General features: G+C 67.2%; 16 protein-coding genes. 12 read left to right on the forward strand and 4 right to left on the reverse strand.

From position 1 onward, the window contains the following. The first annotated feature begins 92 nt into the window (after positions 1–92). Positions 93–641, forward strand: coding sequence for an RNA polymerase sigma factor (locus tag CHC08_RS42050; protein ID WP_089212983.1), 549 nt, complete (start codon positions 93–95; stop codon positions 639–641). Further along, a complete protein-coding gene (locus CHC08_RS42055; RefSeq protein WP_089212984.1) occupies positions 638–1,642 on the forward strand; it encodes a hypothetical protein in 1,005 nt (334 codons plus the stop codon). Before CHC08_RS42050 ends, CHC08_RS42055 begins: the two co-directional genes overlap by 4 nt. A 140-nt stretch (positions 1,643–1,782) precedes the next feature. Here the strand turns inward: CHC08_RS42055 and CHC08_RS42060 are convergent, their stop codons facing one another. Next, a complete protein-coding gene (locus CHC08_RS42060) occupies positions 1,783–2,676 on the reverse strand; it encodes a glutathione S-transferase family protein (RefSeq protein ID WP_089212985.1) in 894 nt (297 codons plus the stop codon). A gap of 280 nt (positions 2,677–2,956) precedes the next feature. On the opposite strand from CHC08_RS42060, the gene CHC08_RS42065 reads away from it, so the two are divergent. From CHC08_RS42065 to CHC08_RS42090, 6 genes are all read left to right on the forward strand, one after another. Beyond that, positions 2,957–3,937, forward strand: coding sequence for an ABC transporter substrate-binding protein (locus CHC08_RS42065; RefSeq protein WP_089212986.1), 981 nt, complete (start codon positions 2,957–2,959; stop codon positions 3,935–3,937). Continuing rightward, a complete protein-coding gene (locus CHC08_RS42070; protein ID WP_089212987.1) occupies positions 3,934–4,728 on the forward strand; it encodes an ABC transporter ATP-binding protein in 795 nt (264 codons plus the stop codon). Before CHC08_RS42065 ends, CHC08_RS42070 begins: the two co-directional genes overlap by 4 nt. Beyond that, positions 4,721–5,764, forward strand: coding sequence for an ABC transporter permease (locus CHC08_RS42075; protein ID WP_245878905.1), 1,044 nt, complete (start codon positions 4,721–4,723; stop codon positions 5,762–5,764). Before CHC08_RS42070 ends, CHC08_RS42075 begins: the two co-directional genes overlap by 8 nt. Continuing rightward, positions 5,764–7,101, forward strand: a complete 1,338-nt coding sequence (locus tag CHC08_RS42080; protein WP_089212999.1) for an LLM class flavin-dependent oxidoreductase — start codon at positions 5,764–5,766, stop codon at positions 7,099–7,101. The genes CHC08_RS42075 and CHC08_RS42080 overlap by 1 nt, the downstream gene beginning before the upstream one ends. Then, a complete protein-coding gene (locus CHC08_RS42085; RefSeq protein WP_089212988.1) occupies positions 7,098–7,619 on the forward strand; it encodes an NADPH-dependent FMN reductase in 522 nt (173 codons plus the stop codon). Before CHC08_RS42080 ends, CHC08_RS42085 begins: the two co-directional genes overlap by 4 nt. 124 nt (positions 7,620–7,743) lie before the next feature. After that, entirely contained in the window at positions 7,744–8,250 is a 507-nt protein-coding gene (locus CHC08_RS42090; RefSeq protein WP_089212989.1) for a flavin reductase family protein, read from the forward strand. 195 nt (positions 8,251–8,445) lie between these two features. On the opposite strand, the gene CHC08_RS42095 is transcribed toward CHC08_RS42090, so the two are convergent. The 3 genes from CHC08_RS42095 to CHC08_RS42105 form a co-directional block, all read right to left on the reverse strand. After that, complete coding sequence (locus CHC08_RS42095; protein ID WP_143653589.1) at positions 8,446–9,579, reverse strand: ice-binding family protein; 1,134 nt, start codon at positions 9,577–9,579, stop codon at positions 8,446–8,448. A gap of 496 nt (positions 9,580–10,075) precedes the next feature. Continuing rightward, entirely contained in the window at positions 10,076–11,314 is a 1,239-nt protein-coding gene (locus CHC08_RS42100) for an ice-binding family protein (RefSeq protein WP_218825747.1), read from the reverse strand. A gap of 570 nt (positions 11,315–11,884) precedes the next feature. Continuing rightward, positions 11,885–12,871 carry an NAD(P)H-dependent amine dehydrogenase family protein gene (locus CHC08_RS42105; protein ID WP_245878906.1) on the reverse strand — a complete coding sequence of 329 codons (987 nt, stop codon included), beginning with the start codon at positions 12,869–12,871 and terminating at the stop codon, positions 11,885–11,887. A gap of 299 nt (positions 12,872–13,170) precedes the next feature. Between CHC08_RS42105 and CHC08_RS42110 the strand changes: the two genes are divergently transcribed. From CHC08_RS42110 to CHC08_RS42125, 4 genes are all read left to right on the forward strand, one after another. Further along, complete coding sequence (locus tag CHC08_RS42110; RefSeq protein WP_089212993.1) at positions 13,171–14,067, forward strand: SDR family oxidoreductase; 897 nt, start codon at positions 13,171–13,173, stop codon at positions 14,065–14,067. A 312-nt stretch (positions 14,068–14,379) separates the two neighbouring features. Next, a complete protein-coding gene (locus CHC08_RS42115; RefSeq protein WP_089212994.1) occupies positions 14,380–17,877 on the forward strand; it encodes a ThuA domain-containing protein in 3,498 nt (1,165 codons plus the stop codon). 377 nt (positions 17,878–18,254) lie between these two features. Further along, positions 18,255–19,436 (forward strand): ROK family transcriptional regulator, encoded by a 1,182-nt coding sequence (locus CHC08_RS42120; protein ID WP_089212995.1) that lies wholly within the window; start codon positions 18,255–18,257, stop codon positions 19,434–19,436. Then, the coding region (locus CHC08_RS42125) for an ATP-binding cassette domain-containing protein (RefSeq protein ID WP_218825748.1) at positions 19,433–19,788 on the forward strand (356 nt) is incomplete at its 3' end. The genes CHC08_RS42120 and CHC08_RS42125, both read left to right, overlap by 4 nt.

The following is a 19,788-nucleotide window of genomic DNA, read 5'->3' on the forward strand; positions in this document are numbered from 1 at the left end:
CCGGTTCGACGAGAAATGATGGGGCCGATCCGCACATAGGGAGGATGCCCGTATTTCGCGCTGACAGAGGAGACCGGTCATGGGAACCGCCCGTGGATGACGAACGGCCGGCCAGATTCGAGACCGTCTACCGGGAGGCCTACGGCCTGATCACGGCCTACGCCGCGCGCCGCTGTGACTCGCCGCAGGACGCGGCGGACGTGGTGGCGGAGACCTTCGTCGTCGCCTGGCGGCGGATCGACGAACTGCCGCCGGGGGAGGAGGCCACGCCGTGGTTGTACGGCGTGGCGCGCAAGGTGCTGGCCAACCACCGCCGCGGCGAGGTCCGCCGCCAGGCACGCAGCGTCGAGCTCGACGCCGAGATGGCCGACCTCTACGGAGACTCCCCCGACAGCGGGGTCGAGCTGAGCGTGATCGCCCAGGTGTTCCGGACCCTGTCCGAGGACGACCGCGAGCTGTTGTCGCTGGTCGCCTGGGAGGCCCTGGACCGCGAGGAGATCGCCACGGCGCTCGGCCTGTCGCGCAACGCCGTACGCATCAGGCTCTATCGCGCTCGCAGACGTTTTTCGCGTGCGCTCACCGAGGCGGGCGTCCGGCTCACGTCAGAGAGCCGGCTGGTTCCGGCGGGGAGGTCGCTGTGAAGAACATCGACGAGATCAAGGCCACGGTCGGACCGCTGGCCAGGGTCGAGCCCGGAAAGCCGGGAGGCGGCTCGTCCGGCGCGGGGGCGCGGACGCTGCTGGCCTCGATCACGGCCGATGAGCCCGGCACGGTTGTCGCCGAGCCACGCAGGACCCGCCGCTACGGTCCCCGGCGGCTGGTCCTGGGCCTGGCGGCCGCGGCCGTGCTCGCCACGGGTGTCGTGGTCGGCCCGAGCCTGCTGGAGGACGGCCGCGGCGCGGCGTCCTCCTACGCCGTCACCAAGGACCCCAACGGGATCGTGTACATCACGGTCCGCGATTTCCGCGACGCCGCAGGACTGACGGAGCGGTTGCGGGACCTCGGCGTCCCCGCCGTCGTCAACTACGTTCCCCAAGGACAGAAGTGCCGGGAACCGCGTGCGACACCCGTGACGGACATTCCCCCGGGCCTGTACCACCCGCCTACGAACATTCCGGGTGAAGAGCACGGCCCCGGCTGGCAGATGCAGATCAACACCAAACTCTTCAAGCCCGGTCAGACCTTCGTCTGGACCATGACGACCACCTCCGGCGGGGGGAGCAGTACCGGCACCATCCTCATGAACGACCCGGTGGCGCCCTGCGTGCTCGTACCCGACGACACCCCCGCGCCGAAGGCGGTTCGCCCGGACGCCCGCCTGGCGACCACCAAGGGTCGTTCGCTGGCGGGGTTCCGGGTGGACGAGAAGACCGTGGGCGAGGTGGTGCCGGAGATCAGGAAGCGAGGGTTGAAGGTCACTTATCTGATCATGGCCGTCGCTCCGGGAAACCCGGGGGGCTTCGGGGAACTGCGCATACAGGACACTCCCGTCGGCGACGACTGGATCGTCTGGGAGGCGGAGGAGGTCGTCCGAGGGGCGAAGGAGACCCCCACGGGGGTGATCCGCCTGCTCGTCACCGACAGGCGTTACGACAGGAACCCGGTCTACGGCGGCCCGCGCGACGACGTCGTCACCGACTAGCCGCGAACCTTCCGTGCGGCTCCGCGGCCTGCTCGCCCGGCGGGTCGCGGTCGCCGTCCACCCCGGCAGGTCCCGTACGGCGTGCCGTACGGGACTTTTGCTCTGTCAGGACGCCTCCCCCGTGGGGGGAGGCGAGGCCGTCAGGCCGCCGTCCAGTCGATCTCCGGGCCCTGCGGCACGATCTGGCTCGGATTGATGTTCGTCTGGGTGATGAAGTAGTGGCGCTTGATCTGGTCGAAGTCGGTGGTGTCGCGGAACGCCGGGATCGCGTACAGCCGGCGGGCGTAGGCCCACAGCACCGGATAGTCGGTCAGGCGGCGGATCGCGCACTTGAAGTGGGAGTGGTAGACCGCGTCGAACCTGGCCAGCGTCGGATAGAGCCGTACGTCGCTCTCGGTCAGCGCGTCGCCGTGCAGGTACGGCCGGCCCGCGAGCCTCTCCTCCAGCAGGTCGAGCGTGGCGAAGACCGTGGTGACCGCGTCGTCGTAGGCCTCCTGGGAGGTGGCGAACCCGGCCTTGTAGACGCCGTTGTTGAACCCGTCGAAGATGACCGTGTTCAACGCGTCGATCTCCTCGCGCAGCCCGGCCGGGTAGAGGTCGGGCGCACCCTCGGCGTGCCACGGGGCGAAGGCGGTCTCCAGGGTGAGGGTGATCTGCGGATAGTCGTTGGTGACCAGGCGCTTGGTGGTGACGTCCCAGACGCAGGGCACGGTGTAGCGGCCCTGATAGTCGGGGTCGGTCGCCAGATACAGCTCCGAGAGGTATTCCATCCCGGTGACCGGATCGCCGCCGGGGACGCGCCAGCCCTTCTCATCCCTGATCGGGTCGACGATCGTCACCCCGACGACGTCCTGAAGACCCAGGAGTTCGCGGACGATGAGCGATCGGTGCGCCCACGGGCAGGCGTAGGAGGCATAGAGCTGATATCGGCCGGCCTCGGGCGGATATTCGCCGTCCGCCTCGATCCGTGCGGTGAACCGGTTGGGCTGCCGGACGAAGCGTCCGCCCTCAGCAATCTCGCGTCCCAGCTTCATGCGTCAACCGTACGGGACCCGCACAGAACATGATTCGGGTCTAACGCCACCATCATAGTGGGAGAAGGGGTATTTCATGTAAAGCAGGTAGGGAATATTGACTTAGCGCGGATCCGTGCGTAGCTTTTCCGGTATGGGCCTCTATCTGACCAGGTGCGCACATGTCGACTTCTGTCGCGTGTTCAGCGCTCAGTGTCCGTGATCACGAACCGACGCCACCGCCCCCCTCCCACTCTCCTGGACGCCTCTCGTGATCACGATCAGAAATGTCCTTACCTCCATGTCACTCGTCGTCACCCTCGCCGCCTGCGGTGGGGAGACCTCCGCGAAACCCGGTGAGCCCGAAACCCTGGAGCTCCGCTACCAGGGGAGCGTCGGCGCCGTCACCTTTCCCGAGCTCGCCGAGGAGCTTGGCTACCTGAGCCCCCTCAAACTCGCGTGGATCGGCAACACGATCTCCGGTCCACAGGACATCCAGGCCGCCGCGACCGGGCAGACCGACTTCGGCGGCGCGTTCAACGGCGCCATCGTCAAGCTCGCCGCGGCCAAGGCCCCGATCAAGGCTGTGATCGGCTACTACGGCAGCGACAAGGACAGCTACGTCGGCTACTTCGTGGCCGACGGCTCACCGATCAAGGGCCCGCGCGACCTGATCGGAAAGAAGATCGGGGTCAACACCCTCGGGGCCCACCTGGAAGCCGTGGTCAAGGAGTATCTCAAGCGCGGCGGCCTGACCCCCGAGGAGATCAAGCAGGTCGAGCTGGTCGTCGTGCCGCCGGTCAACACCGAGCAGTCGCTCCGCCAGGGTCAGATCGACGTGGCCGCGCTGAGCGGCATCCTCCGGGACAAGGCGCTGAAGCGCGGCGGCATTCACCCTCTCTTCAAGGACATCGACCTGTTCGGCCCCTTCACCGCCGGCAGCGTCGTGCTCACCGAGAAGTTCATCAAGCAGAACCCGGCCACCGTCAAGAAGTTCGTGGAGGCCTTCGCCAAGGCCGTCGAGTGGACGCAGACCCACTCTCGTGAGGAGGTCATCGCCAAATCGAAGGAGATCATTGCCAAGCGCAAGCGGAACGAGGACTCCACCGCCATCGAGTTCTGGAAGAGCAGCGGGGTGGCCAACAAGGGCGGAGTGATCGACGCCAAGGAGTTCCAGACCTGGATCGACTGGCTGGAGCGCGAAGGCGAGATCAAACCGGGTCAGGTCAAGGCAGAGGACGTCTTCACCAACGAGTACAACCCGTTCGGAGGCACCCAGTGAAGATCCAGATCCAGGGGGTCGGCAAGAAGTTCCGCGTCCGCGACGCGGACCGGCTGTTCACCGCCCTCGACGACATCACCCTCGACGTACGGGCCGGGGAGTTCCTCACCCTGGTCGGGCCCAGTGGCTGCGGCAAGTCCACGCTCCTCGACCTGCTCGCCGGGCTGGACTCCCCGACCACCGGCCGGATCCTCCTGAACGGGACCCCCGTGAACGGTCCCGGCCTCGACCGGGGGATCGTCTTCCAGCAGTACGCGCTGTTCCCCTGGCGCACGGCGCTGTCCAACATCGAGTTCGGGCTCGAGGCGAAAGCCGTGTCGAAGAAGGAGCGCGCCGAGCGGGCCAGGACCTACCTGGAGCTGGTGGGCCTGCGCGGGTTCGAGAACCGGTATCCGCACGAACTCTCCGGGGGTATGCGCCAGCGTGTGGCCATCGCCAGAAGCCTGGCGTTCGACCCGGACGTACTGTTGATGGACGAGCCGTTCGCCGCGCTGGACGCGCAGACCCGCGAGTCGCTCCAGGAGGAGCTGCTGCGAATCTGGGAGAAGACCGGCAAGACAATCGTGTTCATCACCCACGGCATCGACGAGGCCGTCTACCTCGGCCAGCGGGTCGCGGTCATGACGTCCCGCCCCGGCCGGATCAAGCGGGTCGTGGACGTGGAGTTCGACTCCCGCGAGGGCGATCTGCGGGCCGACGCCCGCTTCGGCGAATACCGGCACGAGGTCTGGACGCTGCTCCGCGACGAGGTCGCGGCGGCCAGAGCCGAGGAGGCGGTTTCCGTTGGCTAGCACCCCGACCAGTGCTCCCACCGTGAGCGCTCCGGCCGATGCTCCCGCCGTCGCCCCGACCGCTTCCCCGGTCCGGTTCTCCGCCGACGCCCCTGCCGGCCCCTCGGCCGCTTTCCCGGCGCGTCCCTCCACCGACGCCTCAACCGCCTCCCCGGCCGGAGCCCCGGTTGCGGGCGCCCCCTCGGCGCCGATCCCCGCCGTCCTGCGGGAAGCGGTCGCCGAAGCCTCGGAGAGCTCTCTCACCGGCCCGAGCGTGGGCCGGCGCCTGTGGCGAGGCTCGGTGCGGGTGGCCGGATCGGTGGGACGGCGCACGGTCGCGGTGGCCGCGCTCGCCGCGATCTGGGAGATCCTGCCCCGGCTGGAGGTGGTCGACCCCACCTTCCTGACACCGCTGTCGGGGGTCCTGGCGGCCTGGTGGGACCTGCTCCTCTCCGGTGAGCTGCTCGACCACACCCAGGCCAGCCTGATCCGCTCCCTGTCGGGACTCGCACTGGCGATCATCGTGGCCATTCCCCTCGGCCTGCTGATCGGCTGGTACAGGCCCGTGGCCGACCTGCTCAACCCGGTGCTCGAACTGTTCCGCAACACCGCGGCGCTCGCCCTGCTCCCGGTGTTCGTGCTGATCCTCGGACTCGGCGAGACCTCCAAGATCTCGATCATCCTGTACGCCTGCGCGTGGCCGATCCTGCTCAACACGATCGCCGGGGTGAAGGGCGTGGATCCGCTGCTGATCAAGTCGGCCAGGTCGATGGGGCTGCCCCCGATCCGGCTGTTCCAGAAGGTGATCCTCCCGGCCGCGGTGCCCACGATCTTCACCGGCATCCGGATGGCCGGGGCCTACTCGATCCTCGTGCTGGTCGCCGCCGAGATGGTCGGCGCCAAGGCCGGCCTCGGCTACCTGATCAACTACGCCCAGTTCAACTTCCGGGTGCCCGACATGTATGCGGGAATCATCACGATCTCCGTTCTCGGGCTGCTCTTCAACCAGTTCCTCGTGCGCCTGGAGCGCCGTTTCTCGACGTGGAGGACCACCTGATGACCACGCGACCAACACGGCAACTGCACCTGAACGCCTTCCTGATGGGCGTCGGGCACCACGAGGCGGCTTGGCGGCACCCGCGCACCTCCTCCGCCGACGTCACCGACGTCCGTCACTACCAGCGTCTCGCCCAGGTCGCCGAGCGGGGCAGGCTCGACTCGGTCTTCTTCGCCGACGGGCTGGCCCTGCGGGGCAACGTCAGGCACAACGCGCTCGGCGGGCTGGAGCCCCTGACCCTGCTGGCCGCGCTGGCCGCGGTCACCGAGCACATCGGCCTGATCGCGACCGTCTCCACCACCTACAACGAGCCCTTCCACGTGGCCCGCAAGTTCGCCTCGCTGGACCACATCAGCGGCGGCAGGGCCGGATGGAACATCGTCACCTCCGCGAGCGAGGCCGAGGCGCACAACTTCGGCATCGAACGCCCGACGCACAGTGACCGCTACGCCCGCGCCACCGAGTTCCTGGAGGTCGTCACCAAGCTCTGGGACAGCTGGGAGGACGGCGCGATCCTGGGCGACCACCACAGCGGGAACTACGCCGACACCGACAGGATCCACACCCTCGACCACATCGGCCCCCACTTCCGGGTTCGCGGCCCGCTCAACACCTCCCGCCCGCCGCAGGGCCACCCCCTGCTGGTCCAGGCCGGATCGTCCGAGGACGGCAAGGAGTTCGCCGCCCGCTTCGCCGAGGCCGTCTTCACCGCCCAGCAGACCCTCGCCGACGGCCAGGACTTCTACGCCGACCTCAAGTCGCGCCTCGGCCGGTACGGCAGGAGCGAGGACGAGCTGCTCATCCTCCCCGGCATCTCGCCGATCATCGGCTCCACCGAACGGGAGGCGCTTCAGTTAGAGAGGGAGCTCGAAGAGCTGATCATCCCTGAGTACGGCGTGCACCAGCTGTCCAACATCCTCGGCGTGGACCTGTCGGACCATCCGCTGGACGCGCGCCTCCCGGAGGTGCCCCCGGCGACCGACGGCCAGCAGAGCCGGGTCAAGCTCGTCACCGATCTCGCCGAGCGCGAGCAGCTGACCCTCCGGCAGCTGATCGGCCGTCTGGCCGGAGGCAGGGGCCACCGCGTGGTCACCGGCACTCCCGAGCAGATCGCCGACCAGATCGAGGAGTGGTTCGTCAACGGAGCCGCCGACGGCTTCAACATCATGCCGCCGGTCCTTCCCGGCGGTCTGGAGGACTTCGTCGACCACGTCGTCCCCGAACTACGACTCCGCGGACTGTTCCGCACCGACTACGAGGGCCGTACCCTGCGGCAGAACTATGGCCTGGCGCGTCCGGGCTCCATTTTCGACCAGAAAGTACCGGTGGCCTCATGAGCATCGTGATCGTGGTGGGAAACCCGCGGCCCGGGTCGCGCACGTACGGGGTGGCCGTCCGGGCCGCCGAGACCGTCGCCCGCCGAATCGGAGACCGTACGACCCCCGAGGTCGTCGACCTGGCGGCCCTGGCGCCGCGATTGTTCGCCCCGGAGGCGTCGGGGACTGTGGAGGCCGCGCTGGAGCTGGTCGCCGGGGCGGACGTGCTGGTGGTGGCGAGCCCGACCTACAAGGGCACCTACACCGGCCTGCTCAAGGCCTTCCTCGACCGGCTGCCGGGCGGCGCGCTGGCGTCGACCGTCGCGCTCCCGCTGCTGGTGATGGGGGACGCGCGGCATGCCCTGGCGGTGGAGGTCCACTTCCGGCCCCTCCTGGTCGAGCTGGGCGCGACGGTTCCCACCCCCGGCCTGGCGCTGCTGGAGTCCGAGCTTCAGGAGCTGGAGCCCGTCCTCGATCGCTGGGCCGCCAAGGTCGCCCCTCAGGTAGCCGCTGCACTCAGGGAAGGTGTTTCCACGTGATATCGGGAAGAAAAGATGTTGTGAATGGGTTACCGACCTTAAGTGTGGTTAATGCCGCCAAGGAGGAAAAGGTGACCGAGCGAAGAGCCTTGGTCGCACCAGACGAACTGTTGAGCGAGGGATCATGACGGAGACCCTGTCCGGCCGGGCAATCGACGCTGAGCGGTTTCGGCAGGCACTGGCCGTTCACGCGGCCGGGGTCGTCGTGGTCACCGCTCAGTGCGAGGAGGTCCCGGTCGGTCTGACGGCCACCTCGTTCTCCTCGGTCAGCCTCGCGCCTCCCCTGGTCTCCTTCTACGTGGACCAGTCGTCGACCACCTGGCCCTCGCTCCGCCAGGCGGGCCACTTCGCGGTGAACGTCCTGGCCAGCGACCAGGCCGAGCTGGCCTCACGCTTCGCGAGGAAGGGCGTCGACCGCTTCGCCGCCCCCACGGACTGGAACCCCGGCCCCCAGGGCATCCCCCTGCTGAGCGGGGTCTCCGCCCAGCTGATCTGCGCCCCCCACTCCACCGTCGACATCGGGGACCACATCCTGGTCGTCGGCCTCGTCACCGAGACCAACCTCGGTCCCGGCGGTCGCCCGCTCCTCTACCATCAGGGCCGCTTCGGCCGTTTCACCCCTCACGCCTGAGTCCCCGCGGGGACACCCCGTCATTGAGGCGTTCCCCGCGAGGTCACAGCGCTCCGGCCCGGACTCACCGGCTCCGGCTCACAGGCCCGGTCCCATCGCCGCGACCGAGCCCGTGGGCGTGGATGACAGGGTGGACCGGTCCGAGTGCGAGTGATCAGACGTGATGACGCCTTTTGTGAGGACGGTGATCCCTCCTCATGCGCGAGGTCCCGCATTGTTGTTGTTGTTGGTGTTGTTCACGGGCCTGTGCTTCCTCGGGCTTGGGCAGCGGCCGTCTTCGCCGACCCTCTGGATGAGCACGTTTGAGGTGCTGGGACCCACCAGGAGTGTGCCCGTGTAGGTGGCGGTGATGCGAGCGGTCCTGTCCCTGGGGAGGTTGGGGGCTATCGTGGCCCTCGCGGTTCCGACCCCGGATGCGACGAGCGGAGCCGAACCCACCACGACTCCGCGATCCCTGAAGAAGACCGTACCCGTGGGAACGGTCCCGTTCGAAGATCTCACCGTCGCGACCAAGACGATCGGCCCCCCTCGTCTCACAGGGCAGGATGAGATCAGTGTCATCGTGGTCGTCCCCGGCGGCGGGACCTGGCAGAGGGGCCGCGTGACGGTGTTCGTGTCCAGGGTCACCGCGGCGGTGCGGGCAAGGAGACGGCCGTTCACGGTCACGCCGGTGGTCGCGGTGATCGAGGCCTGCGCGAGGATGGTTCCGACGAAGCTGGAGTTGGTTCCCAGCGTGGCCGAGCTGCCGACCTGCCAGAAGACGTTGCACGCCTGGGCGCCCCCGATGAGGGTCACCGTGCTGCCCGAGGCGGTGATGAGGGTGGACGCGGCCTTGAAGATGAAGATCGCGTTCGGGTTTCCCTGCGCGTTCAGGGTCAGGTTTCCCGTGATCCCGAAGGTGCCTGCGGCGGAGTTGTAGACTCCCGGCGTCCGGGTGGTCCCGCCGAGCTCCGTCGGGATGGTGGCGTCGGCGGGCTGCCCCGCGGCGTTGTTGTACGCGGTGGTCAGGGCAGCCTGGGCAGCGATGGCGGCGGCGTCGTTCGAGTGGACGGTTCCGCCGATGACAACGCCGGGCGGAAAGCCGGTCACCGCCGTGCCCGGGCTCACTCCCAGGTCTCCGGTGATGATGGAGGGGCCCGTGTTGGTGACCGTCGACGCGGCCAGAACCGCGAAGTTGGTGGCCGCGCCGAGCGGCACCGGTGCCGCCACCGCGCTCGCGGTGTGCGGCGTCGTGACGACGATCCCCGTCGCCAGCATGCAGGTGAGAGCCGTTGCCAGCCGGAAACGAAGGGGATGTCGCCCGGCGCGAGGACGAATGGCGTTTATCATAAAGCCGTCCTTTTCTTTTAGTATTCCGCAGTCAAGGCGCATTATTGATGATGTGCCATGACATTTGATCCTACTAACCAATGCCGTCTGCCTCGTTTTCCGACATGCGCGATTTTTGGGACCGTTTAAATTTCGCAATAAAATGAGATATCGCTTTATTTCGGAAGTCGACCGCTTCGCCGCCCCATCGCCTGGCGCCCCAGGGCACTTCCCTGCTGAGCGGCGTCCGCGCCCGGCTGATCCGCGCTCCCCACTCCACCGTTGACATCGGGGATCACATCCCGGTCGCCGGCCTCGTCACCGAGACCGACCTCGGCCCCGGCGGTTTTACCTTCAGGGCCGCCTCGGCCGTTTCACCCCTCACGCCAAAAACTCCCGCGGGGGACGCCCCGTCATGGGACGCCCCCCGCGAGGACGTATCGCTTCGGTCCGGATTCACCTGTGTGGCCGGACCCCCGGTCGCGTGAGAGACGCGGGCACATCCGCGTGTACGCGGTCAGAAGTGACGGTGCCCCCCGCGGTGCCCCCCACCTCCGCCTCCGAAGGCACTCGCATTGTTGTTGTTGTTGCCGTTGTTGGTACCGCCGTGGTGGTGGTGCCTCCGTCCTCGGTCGCGCACCCAGCATGTGCTACCGGCACCGACGCGCAGGTTGAGCGCCCGCGAGGTGCCGGTACCCACCCCCGGGCCGCCCTGGAAGGCGGCGGTGATCTGCCATCTGCCCGCAGGAAGGTTCGGGGTGAGGACGGCCTGCCCGGAGGCGTTGAGCGCAGCCGAGCCGATGACGGTCGTCCCGTTCCTGAAGACGACCTGACCGACGGGAATGGGCGGGTTCGAATCCGTTCTCACCGTCGCGGTGAGGACGACCGGGCCGCCCCGCGTTCCCGAGCCGCACGACGAGGTCAGCGTCACCCTGGTGGCCCCCGGGGCCGGAGCAGCGGCCGCTGCCGGAGCCGAAGCCGAAGCCGCAGCCGGAGCCGAAGCCGAAGCCGAAGCCGGAGCCGGAGCCGCTGCCGGAGCCGCTGCCGGAGCCGCTGCCGGAGCCGCAGCCGCGGTCAGGCCGCAGTCGGCCCGTACGACGGCGTTTGTGCTCAGAACCACCGTGCCGGAGCCCGCGAGGACGCGGCCGTTCACGGTCGAGTTGGTGCCGAGGGTGGCCGAGTTCAGCGCGAGGATGTTCCCCGTGAAGGTGGTGTTGGCTCCCACCGCGGCCGAACCGGCGACCTGCCAGAAGACGTTGCAGGCCCTGGCTCCCCCGGCGAGGACCACCCTGCTGGACGCGGCGGCGACAAAGGGGGTGGCGGCGGCGGTGGTCTTGAAGATGAAGATCGCGTTCGGGTCTCCCTGCGCGTTCAGGGTCAGGGTTCCCGTGATCCCGAAGGCGCCCGTGGTGGAGGCGTAAACCCCCGGCGTCCGGGTGGTCCCGCCGAGCGCCGCCGGGATGGTGGCGTCGGGAAGCTGTCCCGCGGCGTTGGTGTAGGCGGTGGCCAGGTCGGTCTTGGCCTGTATGGCGGTGGCGTCGTTCGCGTGGACCGCCCCGGCTATGCCGCCGGGAGGAAAGCCGCTCACCACCGTGCCCGGGCTCACTCCGACATCTCCGGTGACGATGGTAAAACCGGTGTTGGCGACCGATGTCCCGGCCAGGATCGCGAAGTTGGCGGCGGCGCCGAGCGGCACCGGTGCTGCCACCGCGCTCGCGGTTTGCGGTGCCGCGACGACGATTCCCGTTGCCAGCATGCAGGTGAGAGCCGTTGTCAGCTGGGAACGAAGGGTGTTTCGCGCGGCGCGAGGACGAATGAGGTCTAACATAAAGCCGTCCTTTTCTTTTAGTATTCCGCAGTCAAGGCGCATTATTGATGATGTGCCATGACATTTGAGTCTACTAATCGCCGCCGCCGCCATCGTTTTCCGACATGCGCGAGTTTTGATCCTGCCTAAATATCACAATAAAAGGTGATTTAGCTTCCCCTGAGGGCCGATTGTTGTCGCCGATGCGGGGGGATTTTCCAAGGCAGGCGAGGATGCGCCGAAACAAACGTGCGCGCAACAAGTGCATTTGACTTGATCAGGATATTTTAGGTTGATGTCGGCTTTCTCGGGATATTCTTGCCGGTCGTGAAGCCGTGTCATTTATGTTGACCAATGGCTTGCTTAAGATGAAATGGCGCGCAAGATATGAGAATCAATGTGAATGGCGAAATTACATTTTAAAACAGGATAAACCAATTACAATTTATGTATGGGCGCGGAAGAGGCCGGGACGCCTCCGGGAGGGGTCGGAGGCGGGGCCGCCGGGCTACGCGGCCGTCAGGCGATGCGAACCGTTCCCCGGCCGGTGGCGAGAGGAAGATCGAGAGCGGTGTGGATGCCGGGTGGCGCGGCGCAGACCGCCGCCACGGAGTTGACGGCGTGCGCGGCGGCGCCGGCCAGGCCGTGGGAGATCTCGCCGACGCTGAGCGTCATCTGGGGGATGCCCTCGATGTGGATGCTGAAGCCGGGCTCGGACCAGCGATGGACCTTGGTGGCGTCGGCCTTGTAGACGCACTCCACCGTCATGAAGGGACGGCCGCGGACCAGGCCGGTGAACGTCCAGCGGGACGCGCACACGGTGTCGACCCTGACCAGGCCCGCGGAGATCTCGAACTCCTCGGTGGCGAGCTCGAACTCGTCGCTCTCGTCGACCCCGTCGAGGACCACGTTGAGGTTCTCGGCCACGAACTGGACACTCTCGGCGAACAGCGAGCGCTGGAAGGCGCGGAACGGGCGGACCGCGGCGGTGTAGTCCTTGGCCGAGCGGGTGAAGCCGAACAGGTCCACCACGATCTGCCGGGACGGGTGACCTCGGAAGTCGGAGGTCTCCCGGACGTAGATGTGGTCGACCCGGCTGGACAGGCCGGTCAGGGCGAGTGGGAGTAGGTCGCTCATGAACCCGGGGTTGATGCCGGTGCCGTGCAGGGATGAGCCGCCGGTACGGCAGGCGGCCTCCAGCCGCTCCACCACACCCGGGCCGTAGCACTTGGGATAGACGAATCCGGTGGTGGTGATGACGTTCTTGCCCGCGGCGAGCAGGGCGCAGATCGTTTCCACGTCGGTCTGCTGGTCACCGCCGAAGTAGGAGGCGGGCAGCGGCATGTGAAGAACGCAGTCGGCGTCCAGGGCGAGAATCTCGTCGACGTCGTCGGTGCAGACGATGCCGGCCTCGGGAAGGCCGACGAGTGTCCCCGCGTCCTGGCCGACTTTGTCAGGGTCATAGACGAGCACTCCGGCCAGGTCGAACTCGGGCCGGGTGATCACATTGCGCAGGGAATATCGACCGACGGCGCCCGTGGCCCATTGGACCACACGAAGGGGCGGCGATGAGGGCATGCAGGGCCTCCAGCCCGGGTTTTTGGGCGGGGGCGTACTGAGAGAAAGTGAGGAGTGTCGTCATTGACCCTCGCCCGGTGCGGGGCAAAAACTTTAGCAGAAATTAATATGCTCGGTGACTATCCGCGACGATCCGACAACATGTGGCTTGCATTCGATGGCATAAGGGGCACCGGGAGAGCTATTCTCCTGAAGACTAGAACTATATTCTCGTGGGAGGGTTGCGGATGTCAGAGTTGCGGTTTGACGGCAAGGTCGCGGTCATCACCGGCTCCGGGCACGGTCTCGGACGCTCGCACGCGCTGTCGCTGGCCGAGCGTGGCGCCAAGGTGGTCGTCAACGACCTGGGCGGGATGCTGGACGGCACCGGCGCCTCCGCCGGGCCGGCCGCCGACGTGGTGGAGCTGATCAAAAAGAACGGCGGCGAGGCGGTCGCCAGCACCGACAACGTCGCGACCCCCGAGGGTGCGAAGGCGATCGTGCAGGCCGCGATCGACGCCTTCGGGCGGCTGGACATCGTCGTCAACAACGCGGGCATCCTGCGCGACAGATCCTTCGGCAAGATGAGCGTCGAGGAGTTCGACCAGGTTCTCGCCGTTCACGTGCGCGGATCGTTCCTGGTCAGCCGCGAGGCCTTCCCCTACCTCAAGGAGCAGGGCTACGGCAGGATCATCAACACCTCCTCGCCCGCGGGCCTGTTCGGCAGCTTCGGCCAGGCCAACTACTCCACGGCCAAGATGGGTCTGGTCGGACTGACCAAGACCCTCGGCATCGAGGGCGCCAGGGCCGGGATCAAGGTCAACGCGATCGCGCCGATCGCCTGGACCCGGATGACCGAGTCGATCCTCCCCGCGGAGTTCGAGGCCAAGTTCACCGCCGAGGCGGTCAGTTCCCTGGTGACGTTTCTGGCGCACGAGTCCTGCGAAGCCAGCGGTGAAACTTTCAGCGTCGGCGCCGGGCGGGTCGCCCGGGTGTTCGTGGCGGAGGGGCCCGGCTGGAGTCAGGACGACCACACCGTGGAGGACATCCGGGACAACTGGGAGGCCATCATGGCTGAGCAGCCCTATCTGTCCCCGATCGTTCTCGGCCAGCAGGCGGCCGCCTCCATGAAGGCCATGCTCTGAGAATCTGACACTTTTCCGAGCTCAAGGGCGCCCTCTCAGGTGAGGGCGCCCTTTCTGCTGTCCATCCGCTGTCCGAGGCCGTGAGGTATTCCTCGCGCCGTGACGCTTCACCGCCTCCGGTGGGGTTCGGATTGAATCAGCCAAACTTTTGCTTGACCGTCGGCATAACTGGTCTTTATTATCCGGAAACAAGGAGGAAATCGGTCGGAAATCGACAAATGTTAGTAACATCCTCCGATTTTTCCCGGCACTTCGGGCCTCCGATCAGAAGTCGCCCGGCCCGCTCCGCAGGTCTCACCCCCAGGAGATTCCATGCGTCGCCTGCTCATCGCCCTTATGGCTCTGCTCCTGTTACCCATCAGTACGGCGAACGCGCAAGCCGTACGGGCAGCGGCGGACTTCCGCGTGCTGCTGTTCACCGAGACCGCCGACTACGTGCACGGCTCGATCGCGTCCGGCGTCACGATGGTCCAGCAACTCGCCGCCGCCAACAACTTCGAGGTCGTCCAGTCCTCGAACTCGAGCGTGTTCAACGACTCGAACCTGGCCACCTTCGACGCGATCATCATGCTGCAGAACTCCGGCATGGTCTGGGACAACGACGCCCAGCGTCAGGCCACCCAGAAGTTCGTCAACGACGGCGGTGGGATCGTGGCGATCCACAACACCACCGACATGAACATCGAGAGCCAGTTCCCCTGGTGGGATCAGCTCGTCCTGGGCGGCGCGCACATGACCGCGCACTCCAGCATCGTGCAGGGCACCGCCAAGGTCCTGGACAAGAAGCACCCCTCCACCGTGGGCCTGCCCGACCGCTGGACGCGTACGGAGGAGTGGTACAACTTCGACAAGAACATGCGCGGCGACGTCCACGTCCTGGTCACCGCCGACGAGACCACCTACGACGCCGGCGGCAGCAAGATGGGCGCCGACCACCCGATCTCCTGGTGCCGCAACGCCGAGGGCGGCCGCGTGTGGGCGACCGCGATGGGCCACGAGAACGGCTCCTACAGCGAGACCTACTTCCGCCAGCACGTGCTCGGCGGCGTCAAGTGGGCGGCCGGCAACGCCGCGGGCGACTGCGGCGGCACCATGTGGAACCGGTTCCAGAAGGTGACGCTCGACAGCGCGCCCGACCAGCCGATGGGCCTGGACATCGCCCCCAACGGGGACGTCTACTACATCGCCCGCTCCGGCAAGCTCATGCTGGTCCGCAAGAGCAACGGCCAGATCGTGACCACCGGCACGCTGAGCGTCTACACCGGCGGCGAGGACGGGCTGATCGGCATCGTCCTGGACCCGAATTTCGCGACCAACCGCTGGGTCTACCTCAACTACTCGCCGAGCGGTTCGACGGCGATCAACCAGGTCTCCCGGTTCACCCTGAACGGCGACACCCTCGACCTGTCCAGTGAGAAGAAGCTTCTCGCCATCCCCGCCACCAGGACCGACGAGCCGGGGCACACCGGCGGGTATCTCACCTTCGGGCCCGGCGGGAACCTCTACATCGGCGTCGGCGACGACATCAACCCCTTCTCCTCCGACGGGTACGCGCCGATCGACGAGCGTTCGGGTCGCGCCAACTTCGACGCGCAGAAGACCAGCGCCAACACCAACGACCTGCGCGGCAAGATCCTGCGGATCCACCCGGAGAGCAACGGCACCTACACGATCCCCTCGGGCAACATGTTCGCGTCGGGCACCGCGCTGACCCGCCCGGAGATCTACGCGATGGGCTTCCGCAACCCGTTCAGGTTCTCGGTGGACTCCGAGACCGGCTGGATCTCGATGGCCGACTACGGTCCCGACGCGGGATCGGCCAACTCCAACCGCGGTCCCGAGGGCACCGTCGAGTGGAACCTGATCAAGTCGCCCGGCTTCTACGGCTGGCCGTACTGCGTCGGCAACAACATCCCGTTCAACGACTACAACTTCGCCACGTCCACCTCGGGGTCGAAGTTCAACTGCTCGGCGCCGGTGAACAACTCGCCCAACAACACGGGCCTGACGAACCTGCCCGCGGTCAAGTCCGCCACCGTCTGGTACAACTACCACCTCGTGCCCGAGTGGCCGGAGATGGGCACCGGCGGCGGCGCGGCTCCGATGGGCGGGCCGTTCTACCACTACGACGCGGCCAGCTCCTCGGACACGAAGTTCCCCGCGTACTTCGACGACACCCCGTTCTTCTACGAGTGGAGCCGCAACTACCTGATGGAGATGCGGCTGGACGGCAGCGGCAACGTCCTGAAGACCAACCGCTTCCTGTCCAACCTCGGGTTCCGGTCGCCGATAGACATGAAGTTCGGCCCCGACGGCGCGATGTACCTGGTCGAGTGGGGCGCCGGCTACGGCGGCACCAACCCCGACGACGGCGTCTACCGCATCGACTACATCAACGGTTCGCGCTCCCCGGTCGCCAAGGCGAGCGGGACGCCGACCTCCGGCCAGGCACCGCTCACCGTCCAGTTCTCCTCGGCGGGCTCGGCGGACCCCGACGGCGACACGTTCACCTACGCGTGGGACTTCACCAGCAACGGCTCGACCGATTCCACCTCGGCGAACCCCTCGTTCACCTACACCGCCAACGGCACCTACACCGCCAGGCTCACGATCACCGACCCGTCGGGCAAGAGCGGCTCGGCGACGGTGCCCATCACGGTCGGCAACACGGCGCCGGTCGTGAAGTTCGGCTCGCCGCCCGACGGTACGGCCATCAACTTCGGCGACTCGGTCCAATACACGGTGACCGTCACCGACCCCGAGGACGGCACGATCGACTGCTCCAAGGTCACCGTGATCACGGCACTCGGCCACGACACCCACAGCCATGACACGGGCCAGTTCACCGGGTGCTCGGGGACCGTGGTGACCACGAACTCCGGACACGACGCCGACGCCAACACCTTCTACGTCCTCACCGCGACCTACACCGACGCGGGCGGCCTGTCCAACACCGCCAACCTGATCCTGCAGCCACGGCAGAAGCAGGCCGAGTACTTCACCGGCTCGTCCGGGATCCGGGTCATCGAGCAGTCCGGCGCGCAGAACGGCAAGCGCATCGGCGACATCTCCAGCAACGACTGGATCTCCTTCTCGCCGATGAGCGTCCAGGGGGTCGCGTCGGTGTCCTACCGGCTGTCCTCGCCGTCGGGCGGCGGCTCCATCGAGCTGCGTGCCGACTCGCCCACCGGGCAGCTGCTGTCCACCACGACCGTGCCGAGCACCGGAGGCTGGGACACCTACCAGCAGACGGCCGCCACATCCGTGTCGTCGCTGTCCGGCAGCCACCCGCTGTTCCTGGTGTTCAAGCCCTCCGGGGCCAACCAGTTCGACCTCGACTCCTTCACGCTGAACGCCTCAGGGGGTTCGAGCGGGCCGGTGGCCGGCGGCGTCTACACGCTTGTCGCCGCGCACAGCTCCAAGGCGGCCGACGTCGAGGGTCAGTCCACGGCGGACGGGGCCAGGGTGGTCCAGTGGACGGCCGGCAGCGGCACGAACCAGCAGTGGAGGTTCGCCGCCGTGTCCAGCGGCGGCTTCACCCTCACCGGAGTCCAGAGCGGCAAGTGCCTGGACGTGAACGGCGCCTCCACCTCGTCGGGGGCGCTGATCATCCAGTGGACCTGTCACAGCGCCGCCAACCAGCAGTGGAGGTTCACCGCCGGGTCCAACGGCAACTGGAGGATCGCCTCGGCCGCCAGCGGTCTCTGCCTTGAGGTGCCTGGCGCCTCGACCGCCGATGGCACGCAACTCACCCAGGCCACCTGCGGGAGCTCTACCAACCAGCAGTGGAAGCTCACCCGCGTGAGCTGAACGGCACCAAGTGGCGCTGAGCACCAAGTGGCGCTGAGCATCAAGCGGCGCTGAGCGCCACGGGCACAGACGGGTACGGCCGAGCGGCTTGAGATCATCGAGCAGCTCGGCCGTACGCCGTGGCATCGAGCATCGCTGAGACTCACCGAGCGGATCGGCCGTACCGGGTGGCGCCGAGCATCACCGAGCGGATCGGACGACGAACAGCGCCGAGGACCATCGAATGGGCCGGCAGGTGCGAGTAGCGTGAGCAGCACCGAGTCAACCGACTTTTGCAGAAATCTGCAAAAGTCGGCGAATCGCAACTAAAAGTCTCTTCACAAGATGAGCAGAAGTGGGTTAACTTCTGCTCATCCAACTCCGAACGCGGAGGTGTTGTGAAGCGGATTACCGCCCGGCCGGAAACCGCCCATCAGGCTGCGCTGCTCCGGCTGCTGCGCGATAGAGCCTGGTCACGCGCCGAGCTCGGTGATGTGGTCGATTTGTCTCGTTCCAAACTCAACTTCGAGATCGACCGGCTGATCGAGCTGAACCTGGCCGAGCAGGCGGGCCTGGCGGCTTCACGCGGTGGACGTAGGTCCGGCATGGTACGGCTGGCCGGAAGCCTGCGCTTCACCGGCATCGACATCGGCGCCACCTCGATCGATGTGGCCGTCACCGACGGAGAGTTGAAGATCCTCGGCCATGTGAGCGAGCCGTGCGACGTGCGCGACGGGCCGGTGATCGTGCTCAACCAGGCCATGGAGATGGTCGGCAAGCTGCGCGACCAGGGGTACTTCACCCAACTGCACGGGGCCGGAATCGGCGTCCCCGGGCCGGTCAGTTTCCGGGAGGGAATGCCGGTCGCCCCGCCGCTCATGCCCGGCTGGGATCGTTACCCCGTCAGGGAGACGGTCGGCCAGGAGCTCGGCTGTCCCGCCGCGGTCGACAACGACGTCAACATCATGGCTCTGGGCGAGCTCCACGCGGGGCTGGCCAAGCAGGTGGACGACTTCCTGTTCGTCAAGATCGGCACCGGGATCGGCTGCGGGATCGTGGTGGACGGCAAGATCTACCGGGGTGTCTCCGGTAGTGCCGGCGACATCGGCCACATCCGCGTCGACGACCAGGGTCCCACCTGCGCCTGCGGCAACGTCGGCTGTCTTGAGGCCTACTTCGGAGGGGCCGCCCTGGCCAGGGAGGCCACGGCCATCGCCGGGCGCTCGCCGTATCTCGGCGAAAGGCTCCGGCGGACGGGCACGCTCACCGGAGAAGACGTCGCCGCGGCGGCCGAGATGGGTGACGCCGAGGCGGTGCGACTGATCCGCGACGGCGGGCGCCGAGTCGGCATGGTGCTCGCCGGGCTCGTCAGCTTCTTCAACCCGGGACTTGTGATCATCGCGGGAGGCGTGGCCAAGCTGGGCCACGTGCTGCTGGCGGAGATCAGAAGTGTCGTCTACCGCCGGTCGCTGCCCCTGGCGACGGGCAATCTCCCCATCGTGCTTTCAGAGCTCGGAGCCGACGCCGGTGTGATCGGTGCGGCCCGGCTCAGCAGCGACCACGTTTTCTCGGCCCCATGAACGATCAGCGAGGCTCCATGTCCGATGACACCCCCCTGCTGTTGATGCGGGGGATCGTCAAGCAATTCCCCGGCGTTCGCGCACTCGACGGCGTTGACCTGGAGGTATTACCCGGAGAGGTACACTGCCTGCTCGGCCAGAACGGCGCCGGAAAATCCACCCTGATCAAGGTGCTGGCCGGCGCCCACCAACCCGACGAGGGCACCATCGAACTCGGCGGCCAACAGGTCCGGCTGACCTCACCCACCGCGGCGATCAAACTGGGCATCTCCACCATCTACCAGGAGCTGGACCTGGTCGACGGGTTGAGCGTGGCCGAGAACATCTTCTTGGGCCATGAGATCTCCCGGCT

The organism is Streptosporangium subroseum (assembly GCF_900188345.1).
GTDB classification, from domain to species: Bacteria; Actinomycetota; Actinomycetes; order Streptosporangiales; family Streptosporangiaceae; genus Streptosporangium; species Streptosporangium subroseum.